The 9,128-nt window shown below is 69.8% G+C and carries 8 protein-coding genes; 7 read left to right on the plus strand and 1 reads right to left on the minus strand.

Annotated elements, in window-relative coordinates:
- Positions 1–196 precede the first annotated feature (196 nt).
- Positions 197–1,930, plus strand: a complete 1,734-nt coding sequence (locus ABZ260_RS39415; protein WP_355627745.1) for an antibiotic biosynthesis monooxygenase — start codon at positions 197–199, stop codon at positions 1,928–1,930.
- A 55-nt stretch (positions 1,931–1,985) separates the two neighbouring features.
- Here the strand turns inward: ABZ260_RS39415 and ABZ260_RS39420 are convergent, their stop codons facing one another.
- Positions 1,986–2,234 carry a glutaredoxin family protein gene (locus ABZ260_RS39420; protein WP_350918561.1) on the minus strand — a complete coding sequence of 83 codons (249 nt, stop codon included), beginning with the start codon at positions 2,232–2,234 and terminating at the stop codon, positions 1,986–1,988.
- Between the two features lie 285 nt (positions 2,235–2,519).
- On the opposite strand from ABZ260_RS39420, the gene ABZ260_RS39425 reads away from it, so the two are divergent.
- The 6 genes from ABZ260_RS39425 to ABZ260_RS39450 all read left to right on the plus strand — a co-directional run.
- The gene (locus tag ABZ260_RS39425) at positions 2,520–3,227 is read left to right on the plus strand and encodes a redox-sensing transcriptional repressor Rex (RefSeq protein WP_355550527.1); all 708 of its coding nucleotides are present in this window, start codon (positions 2,520–2,522) and stop codon (positions 3,225–3,227) included.
- A gap of 145 nt (positions 3,228–3,372) precedes the next feature.
- Positions 3,373–4,713 carry a glutamyl-tRNA reductase gene (locus ABZ260_RS39430; protein WP_355627748.1) on the plus strand — a complete coding sequence of 447 codons (1,341 nt, stop codon included), beginning with the start codon at positions 3,373–3,375 and terminating at the stop codon, positions 4,711–4,713.
- Complete coding sequence (gene hemC, locus ABZ260_RS39435; protein WP_355550523.1) at positions 4,710–5,630, plus strand: hydroxymethylbilane synthase; 921 nt, start codon at positions 4,710–4,712, stop codon at positions 5,628–5,630. The genes ABZ260_RS39430 and hemC overlap by 4 nt, the downstream gene beginning before the upstream one ends.
- The gene (locus tag ABZ260_RS39440; RefSeq protein WP_350959166.1) at positions 5,627–7,207 is read left to right on the plus strand and encodes a bifunctional uroporphyrinogen-III C-methyltransferase/uroporphyrinogen-III synthase; all 1,581 of its coding nucleotides are present in this window, start codon (positions 5,627–5,629) and stop codon (positions 7,205–7,207) included. The genes hemC and ABZ260_RS39440 overlap by 4 nt, the downstream gene beginning before the upstream one ends.
- Positions 7,208–7,487: 280 nt before the next feature.
- The gene (gene hemB / locus ABZ260_RS39445) at positions 7,488–8,474 is read left to right on the plus strand and encodes a porphobilinogen synthase (RefSeq protein WP_350918546.1); all 987 of its coding nucleotides are present in this window, start codon (positions 7,488–7,490) and stop codon (positions 8,472–8,474) included.
- Positions 8,475–8,732: 258 nt separating this feature from the next.
- A partial coding sequence (locus ABZ260_RS39450) for a bifunctional DNA primase/polymerase (protein ID WP_355627751.1) occupies positions 8,733–9,128 on the plus strand: 396 nt, incomplete at its 3' end.

A 9,128-nucleotide genomic window follows, 5' to 3' on the forward strand; every position in this document is an offset into this window, starting at 1 on the left:
CCTGAGGGGAAGGGGGTACGGCGTGCCTGATCACTCTAGGAAACCAAGCGGTAATTCCACAATCCACTTCGAAGCGCCGTGACTGGGGGTAATCACCAGATACGGTGTTGGGTCGGTTGTTTCATGCCGACTCCGGGAGCCGACCGAGGGTTCGGCTACCGGTTAGGGGGTAATGTCCGGCAGCATTGGAGACACCATGGAAGTCCTCGTCGCTGTCATCGCCTTCGCCGGTGCATTGCTCGCCGTCATCGCCACCGGTGCTCTCATCAGCCGTCTTCGCAGTGAGCCCAAGGGCTGGCTGATCGCCTGGAGCATCACGACGGCGTCTCTCTCCGTCTCACTCGGAGTAATCGCCATCGGCTACATAATCGGGTTCGGGGCAGGAATATTTCGTGTTTATCAACTGACCGGATCCATGCTGGCGCCCCTGTGGCTGGCTGTTGGAGCCATCCAACTGCTGGCCCGTAAGGGCACGGCCAGGTTCGCCTCGTGGCTCCTGGGGATCGCACTCACCGTCATCGCGACGGTGATCCTGGCGGTCGACCCGGTCCTGCAGGACAAGGACTTCGCCAAGGTCCTCCCGCTGGGTAGCCACCACTGGGATCTGCCGTCGAAATACCTGCTGCTTGTCGTCCACGTGATCGTCGCGATCGTGCTGCTGGCCGGACTGCTGCTCGCGGTCGTGCGCTGGCGCGGCGGCGACGACTACGACGCCGACAACATGCACGCGCTCCTGGTGCTCGGCCCCACCGGTCTCGCCCTGGTGGGAGCCGTCAGTTTCGCGGTGCCCGGAATGTTCACCGCGCTGCTGCTCCTCGTCACCGCCGCCGCCGTCTGGTACGCCTTGCTCCGTCCGCTCGCGCCCTACGAGGACGACGACGAGGAGGCCGAGGACGACGACTGGGAGAAGCGCCTCCCGACACTCAGGCCCCCCGAGTACCAGCCCCGCGACGTGCAGGTCGCCGGACGCAGGATGTCCCAGGAGGCCTCCGGCGGCCGGACCCTGGCCGAGGAGCCCCCCCGCCGCTCCGGGCTCGGCGACCTCGTCGCCGAGTACCGCGCGGGCGACCAGGAGGTCGACTACGCGGCGCGCATGGGGCAGCAGCCTCCGCCGGGCGACGACAGGTTCGGCGGACCCGCCACCGGGATGTTCATGGCGGGTGAGTACGGCATGCCCTCCCCCGACCAGCCGTTCGGCGGCGACCTCGGCAGACGGGGGGGCGCCCCCGGGGGACAGCCGCCGGTCACCGGTCAGTTCGGCATGCCGGCCGGGGGGCCGACGACCGGCGAGTACGACATTCCGGCCCACGAGTTCGGCAGGCACGGGGCTCCCGGTCCCGGCAGGCAGTCCGGCCCGGGCACCGGTGAGTTCGGCAGGCCCACCGGGCCCGCCACCGGTGAGTTCGGCAGGCCGGGCAGTCTCCAGCCGATGCCCGCCGACCAGGCGTTCGGCGGCGCGCCCTCCCTGGGCATGGACCAGGGGCGAGGCGGTTTTCCCGGCTATGACCAGGCATTCGGCGCCACCCCCGCAAGCGGCGCCATGTACCCGGGTGGACCGGGCGGGGCGGGTGACCTGCCGGGCGGCTCGGGCCGTCCCTCACCGAGCATCTTCGGCATGCTGACCGTCTTCACCCTCCTCGACGGCACCGGCGAGAGGTTCGACCGGCTCGCCGAGGAGACCGTCGAGGCGGTACGCCGATCCGAGCCGGACACGCTCATCTACGCCTGCCACTCGGTGAAGTCGGCGCCGCTCCAGCGCATCGTCTACGAGATCTACCGTGACGAGGTCGCCTACAGCGACCATCAACGCCAGCCGCACACGGAGCGCTTCGTCACCGAGCGCCAGCCGATGGTGCTCGCCACCAACGTCATCGAGCTCACCATGAACGCCGCGAAGGTGATGCCGCTCCCGACGGCCTTCAGGCCGTGACCACGGCGCGCGGGCGGTGGTCGTCCGCGCGCCGGATCAGATCAGGCGAGACGTCTCAGGCGCCGAGGGCGGCGCGGAGGCGGTTCTCGTCGACGCGCCAGAAGTCGTGCTGCACGCCGTCGACGAAGGTGACCGGGATCATCTCCCAGTACCGTGCCTGATCCTCCGCCGAGGCCGTGATGTCGCGTTCCTCCCACGGGACGCCGAGTTCGGCGGCGACCCGTTCGATCACCGCCCGCGCGTCGTCGCACAGGTGGCAACCGGGCTTGCCGAGCAGGGTGATGCGATGGTCTCGGGGTGACATGACCGCCACGGTAGCCGAGTCAGGGCGCCACGCCGGACTGCCCGCCGGCCTGCCTGGTGGGCGGTGGGCGGTCCGGTGACGGCCCTCGGGGAACCTGTCGGAGGCGCAGGTCAGGGCCCTGATGAGGGGGTCGGACCACGAACCGGCGGAGGGGGTGGCCAAGATTGTGAACACTCACTTTGTGCACCGGTTCACAAAAGGACTAACCTGAATGACAGTGGCCTCACCTCGTCATCCGTCGCGTCCGGGCCGCGCCGGCCGCCTGTCCCCCTGGAGCTCCGGCACGTGATCCGCCGTCTGTCCCAAGCCCGCGAACGCGGCATACCCGAGGCGACCGTCGCCCGGCTGCCGCTCTATCTGCGAGCGCTGAACGGCATGGCCGAGCGTGGCCTGGCGACCGTGAGCTCGGAGGACCTGGCCGTCGCGGCCGGCGTCAACTCCGCCAAGCTTCGCAAGGACCTCTCCCACCTCGGGTCGTACGGCACCCGAGGGGTCGGCTACGACGTCGAATATCTGATCTACCAGATCTCCCGTGAGCTGGGCCTCACCCAGGACTGGGCCGTTGCCATCGTCGGAGTGGGTAACCTCGGTCGTGCGCTCGCCAATTACGGCGGGTTCGTCTCCCGAGGATTCAGGGTCGCGGCGCTGCTCGACGCGGACCCCGAAGTGGTGGGCGACCACATCGCGGGATTGAATGTGGAGCACATCGACGAGCTGGAAGCCGTGATACGACGGCGGGGAGTGTCGATCGTGGTGCTTGCGACACCGGCCGTGGCGGCCCAGCAGGTGGCCGACCGGGTCGTTGCCGCGGGGGTCACCAGCATCCTGAACTTTGCCCCCGTTGTACTTTCTGTTCCAGAAGGTGTCGATATCCGTAAAGTCGACCTATCGATTGAACTACAGATCCTTGCGTTCCACGAGCAACGTAAGACGGATCGGACGAGTGGGGGGCCCGCGATGGCCGAGGAGTGGCCCGAGGCGGTGGACTTGTGAGGAAGCACCGCACACGAACTGACGGGCACACACTCTTCAGGCCTTCCCGGGCGACCACGATGAGCATGATCACTATGACGCGTGCCACGAACATGGAGACGACGGGGGCGGACCGCGCCCTCTCGGGGAAGGCGGTGGAGGGTCGATGAGCGTTCTCGTCGTCGGCCTGAGCCACCGCACGGCCCCGGTGGCCCTGCTGGAACGGGTCTCCGTCTCCGGTGACTCGCTGGTGAAGCTGCTCCAGGACGTCCACCGGGATGTCCACGTCGTCGAGGCCATGGTCGTCTCGACCTGCAACCGGGTCGAGGTCTACGTCGAGGCCGACCGGTTCCACGCCGCGGTGACGTCGATCTCCTGGCTGCTCAGCACCCATTCCGGCGTCCCCATGGACGAGCTGGCCGCCCACCTCTACGTGCACTACGAGGATCGCGCGATCGAGCACCTGTTCTCGGTCGGTTCGGGCCTCGACTCGATGGTCCTGGGCGAGGGGCAGATCCTCGGCCAGGTGCGTTCGGCGCTCAGGCTGGCCCAGGAGGAGGGCACGCTCGGCCCGACGCTCAACGAGCTCGTCCAGCAGGCACTGCGGGTGGGCAAGCGCTCGCACACCGAGACCGGCATCGACCGGGCCGGCGCCTCCCTCGTCGGGGTCGGGCTCACGCTCGCCGAGCGGGCCCTCGGTCCCCTTGAGGGGACGCGGGCCCTGGTGGTCGGCGCGGGTTCGATGAGCGCCCTGTCGGCCGCGACCCTGCAGCGGGCGGGCCTCACCGACATCGTGGTGGTCAACCGGACCCACGAGCGCGCGGTGCGGCTGGCGCAGACGGTCGGCGGCCGGGCCGCCGAGTTCGGCGACCTGGAGAGGGAGCTGGCCAGGGCCGACCTGGTCATCTCCTGCACCGGCGCCACCGACGTGGTCGTCACCGCCGACATGGTGACTCCGCACCGGATGTTCATACTGGACCTGGCCCTGCCGCACGACGTCGACCTCGCCGTACGGCGGTTGCCCGGCGTGACGCTGGTCGACCTGGAGTCCATGCAGGAGAGCGGGGCCGACGCCGGCACCGACGACGGTGGCCGGGCCGAGGCCGTGGCCTCCGTGCGCGGCATCGTCGCCGAGGAGGTCGCCGCCTACCTGTCGGCCGAGCGCGCCGCGCGCGTCACGCCGACCGTGGTGGCGCTGCGGAGCAAGGCGGCGCAGGTGGTCGAGACGGAGCTCGAACGGCTCGCCGCGCGGCTTCCCGAACTCGACGGACGAGTCAGGGCCGAGGTCACCCAGACCGTCAGGCGGGTGGTCGACAAGCTACTCCACGAGCCCACAGTGCGTGTCAAGCAGCTGGCGGAGTCTCCGGCGGGCGATCATTATGCGGAAGCACTCCGCGAACTGTTCAATCTTGACCCGAAGGTGCCCGAAGCGGTGCGGCGTATCGAGACGATCGACGTCGAGCAGGGTAGGAACACCGAGCCGAGCAAGAAGGAGGCAGGCTTGTGAGCAGCATTTCTCCTCCGCTCCGGCTGGGAACGAGGCGGAGCGTCATGGCGACCACGCAGTCGGGCCTGGTCGCCGACCGCCTCACCGAGCTGACCGGAAGGGCCGTCGAGCTCGTCGGCGTCGTCACCTTCGGTGACGTGACCAAGGGCGACCTCACGCAGCTCGGCGGTACGGGCGTCTTCGTCAGCGCGCTCCGTGACGAGCTGATCGAGGGCTCGATCGACTTCGCGGTGCACTCGCTGAAGGACCTGCCCACCACGCCCGACCCGCGCGTGGTCATCGCGGCGATCCCGCCGCGCGACGACCCCAGGGACGCCCTGGTGAGCGCCGCCAAGCTGGCCGACCTGCCGTCCGGAGCGAAGATCGGCACGGGCTCCCCGCGCAGGATCGCCCAGCTTCGGATGATTCGTCCTGATCTCGACTACGTGCCCATCCGGGGCAACGCCGACACCCGGATCGGTAAGGTGACCTCGGGTGAGCTGCAGGGGGTCGTGCTCGCCGCCGCCGGGCTCGGCAGGCTTGGCCGCGAGGCCGAGATCTCCCAGATCTTCGAGGTCGAGGAGATACTCCCCGCCCCCGGTCAGGGAGCGCTGGCTGTGGAGTGCCGCTCCGACAGAGCCGACATGATCGAGCTGCTGAGCGTGCTCGACGACGCGCGTACCCGCGCCGAGGTCACCGCCGAGCGCGCGGTGCTCAATGCCCTGGAGGCGGGGTGCGCCGCCCCGCTGGGCACGTACGCGGCCGAGCACGGGCACGATCTGTTTTTGACCGCCGCTGCCGTCGCCGTCGATGGCAGGCGGGCGGTGCGCAAGTCCGCCGCCGGGAGCTCTTCTGCGCCCATGGATCTCGGTCGCGACCTCGCGGCCGAGATGATCGCCGAAGGGGCCGGCACGTTGATAGGGGAGCAAGCACATTGAGCTCCGGAAGTACCACCTTCGAGCATCCGTCCGGGTTCGTCGCCTTTGTCGGCGCGGGGCCCGGCGATGAGGGGTTGCTCACGCTACGCGGTGCCGATCTGCTCTCCAGAGCGGACATCGTCATCCTCGACCAGGAGGCGTACGGCTCGTTGCTACGTCACTGCCGCGAGGGCGTCGAGATCGTCGGCACGGCAGAGGAGGGCGCCGTCTCGCTGAAGGCCGTCAAGGCAGCCAAGGGCGGCAGCTGCGTCGTGCGGTTGTGCGCGGGCGACCCGATGTTCTTCTCCTCGATCACCGAGGAGGTCGCGGCCTGCGCCAAGGCGGAGGTGGACTTCGAGATCGTGCCCGGCGTGCCCCCGGCCACGGCGGTGCTCACCTATGCCGGGATCCCGGCCGCGGTGTCGGTGCCCGAGTTCCGGGTGGTGGACGCGACCCAGATCAAGGACTGGTCCGCCTACGCCGCGGGAGCGGGCACTCTGGTGATCTACAACGGCGTCGCCGAGGCCGTTCCGATCGGCAAGGCGCTGATCGCGGCGGGCCGTCCCGACTCGACGCCGGTGGCGATCAGTAGCGCGGGTACCACGACCGAGCAGCACACCGTGGTGACCACGCTGGGCCGGATCGGGCCCGATCTCAAGCACGCCGGGATGGTCGAGCCCGCGCTGATCGTGGTCGGGGAGGCCGTCGGCATGCGCGACCGGCTGTCCTGGTTCGAGACCAAACCGCTGTTCGGCTGGCGGGTGCTGGTGCCCAGGACCAAGGAGCAGTCGGCCGGCCTGGTCGACCAGCTGCGTTCGTACGGCGCGGTGCCCGAGGAGGTCCCCACGATTTCCGTCGAGCCGCCGCGCACCCCGCAGCAGATGGATCGGGCGATCAAGGGCCTGGTCACCGGACGCTACGAGTGGGTGGCCTTCACCAGCGCGAACGCGGTCAAGGCGGTGCGCGAGAAGTTCGAGGAGTACGGCCTGGACGCCCGCGCGTTCGCCGGGCTCAAGGTCGCGGCCGTGGGCGAGAGCACCGCGCGGGCCCTGGTGGAGTTCGGCGTCAGGCCCGATCTGATGCCGTCCGGCGAGCAGTCGTCGGAGGGCCTGCTGGTCGAGTGGCCCCCGTACGACTCGATGCTCGACCCGATCAACCGGGTGCTGCTGCCGCGCGCCGACATCGCGACCGAGACGCTGGTGGCCGGACTGATCGAGCTCGGCTGGGAATGCGACGACGTGACGGCCTACCGGACCGTCCGCGCCGCGCCGCCGCCCGCCCCCACCCGCGAGGCGATCAAGGGCGGTGGGTTCGACGCGGTGCTGTTCACCTCGTCGAGCACCGTCCGCAACCTGGTCGGCATCGCGGGAAAGCCGCACAACGTCACGGTCATCGCCGTGATCGGCCCGCAGACCGCCAAGACCGCGGAGGAATTCGGGCTCAGGGTCGACGTCATGGCCGACAAACCTTCGACTTCCGCCCTCGCGGCGGCGCTGGCGGAGTACGGTGCCAAGCAGCGGCAGGCCGCGGTCATGGCGGGGGACGTTCCCCGCAGGCCCTCGCAGACCCGAAGAGGGGCCCGGCGCCGCGCCAAGTAACCTTGAACAAGGCGGCTGCCCGCGCGAAAAGGGCGGGCAGGCCGTGCTCGACGGTCCCGCGCGAGCGCGCCGGGCCGTGACCGGCGGCGCCCCGGCAGGCGGTGCGTCGCCACAGGTGGTGGGGCGTGGCGCCCGGAGTGCCGCGGAACGCGGTGCGTGATGTGCGGTGCCGGGCGGCGCGCCATGAGACAGCGGCGCGTCGCGGCGAGCGGTGAGCCGGCACACACATCGAGCTTCTCCGGCCCGCAGTCCCCTACCGGCCGGGGGAAGGGGGAGACACATGACGGCCCAGTTCCCTGTCGCACGCCCGCGAAGGCTCCGCCGCACGGCACCGATGCGCCGGATGGTGGCCGGCACCCGGCTGCACCCGGCGGAACTGGTGCTGCCGATGTTCGTGAAGGAGGACATCGACCAGCCGAACCCGATCGGCTCGATGCCCGGGGTGTTCCAGCACACCCGCGACTCGCTGCGCAAGGCCGCCCACGAGGCGGCCGAGGCAGGGGTGGGCGGGCTGATCCTGTTCGGCATCCCCGCGGTGAAGGACGGCAGGGGGTCGGCGGCCGACGACCCGGAGGGGATCGTCCAGCGAGCCGTCGCCGATCTGGTCTCCGACGTGGGTGACACGATGGTCGTGATGACCGACACCTGCCTGGACGAGTTCACCGACCACGGGCACTGCGGCATCCTGACCGCTGAGGGGGAGGTCGACAACGACGCCACCCTGGAGCGCTACGCGGCCGCGGCGGTGGCCCAGGCACGGGCCGGATCGCAGGTGATCGCACCGAGCGGCATGATGGACGGCCAGGTGGCGGCGATCAGGGCGGCCCTGGACGGTGACGGCTTCGAGCAGGTCCCGATCCTCGCGTACTCGGCCAAGTACGCCTCGGCGTTCTACGGCCCGTTCCGCGAGGCGGCCGAGTGCGCTCCGCAGTTCGGCGACCGCAACGCCTACCAGCAGGACGCGGCGGGACCGGTCGGGGAGGCGCTGCGCGAGGTGCGGCTGGACCTCGACGAGGGCGCCGACGCCGTCATGGTCAAGCCGGCCCTGGCCTACCTCGACATCCTGCGCCAGGTGCGCGACGCCGTGCACGTGCCGGTGGCGGCGTACCAGGTCAGCGGCGAGTACGCCATGGTCGAGGCCGCCGCCGCGAACGGCTGGATCGACCGGGATCGGGTGATCATGGAGTCGCTGGTCGCGATCCGCAGGGCGGGGGCCGACATGATCCTCACCTACTGGGCGACCGAGGTCGCCGCGAAGCTGAGATGAGATCGGCGGCACGTACCGAGAACTGGAGGTTCGTCGCTTGCTGGAGATACGTGTGCGTTAGAGTGCGATAACCGGTGCGGATGTGTCCCAGGTGGCGTAGACCCTGGGGGGTTTGACGTTCCCACTGACCAGAGTGTGGACAGGTCGTCGCATCCGGGTGGCACGCGGGATGCGCGGACGACGGAGGACACAATGGTCGGGGTACCGATGGTTCGTCGAAACAGACGACATGGTCATCCAAAGCAGATGATCAGTTCTGTGCTGGAGTACGCTGCGCTGGGCTGGGCGAGCTGTCTGGGCGCGCGGCCGCTGAGAGGCGGTTCGCGCTCCTGCTCCTGCGACCGCGTCGGCTGTCCCGACCCGGGCTGCCACCCTCTCTCGGTGGCCTGGCAGATGCAGGCCACCACCGACCCCACCCTGCTGACCAACTGGTGGCGGTACGAACCCGAGGCGAATGTGATTCTCCCCACGGGGCGGGTGTTCGACGTGTTCGACGTACCGCTCGCCGCGGGGCGCACCGCCCTCGCGAACATGGACTCCGCCGGAGCAGCCCAGGGCCCGGTCGCCGTCAACGGCGACCGGGGCCGGTTGTATTTGGCCACCCGGAACCTCAACGACGACGAGGACGAGTGGTGGTGCTTCGCCCACGACAAC

Origin of the sequence: Streptosporangium sp. NPDC006013 (assembly GCF_040614275.1) — a bacterium.
Lineage (GTDB): Bacteria > Actinomycetota > Actinomycetes > Streptosporangiales > Streptosporangiaceae > Streptosporangium.

Coding starts and splice junctions, on each gene's coding strand:
- ABZ260_RS39415 (WP_355627745.1), top strand. CDS start 197: ATGGAAGTCCTCGTCGCTGTCATCGCCTTCGCCGGTGCATTGCTCGCC.
- ABZ260_RS39420 (WP_350918561.1), bottom strand. CDS start 2,234: ATGTCACCCCGAGACCATCGCATCACCCTGCTCGGCAAGCCCGGTTGC.
- ABZ260_RS39430 (WP_355627748.1), top strand. CDS start 3,373: ATGAGCGTTCTCGTCGTCGGCCTGAGCCACCGCACGGCCCCGGTGGCC.
- hemB (WP_350918546.1), top strand. CDS start 7,488: ATGACGGCCCAGTTCCCTGTCGCACGCCCGCGAAGGCTCCGCCGCACG.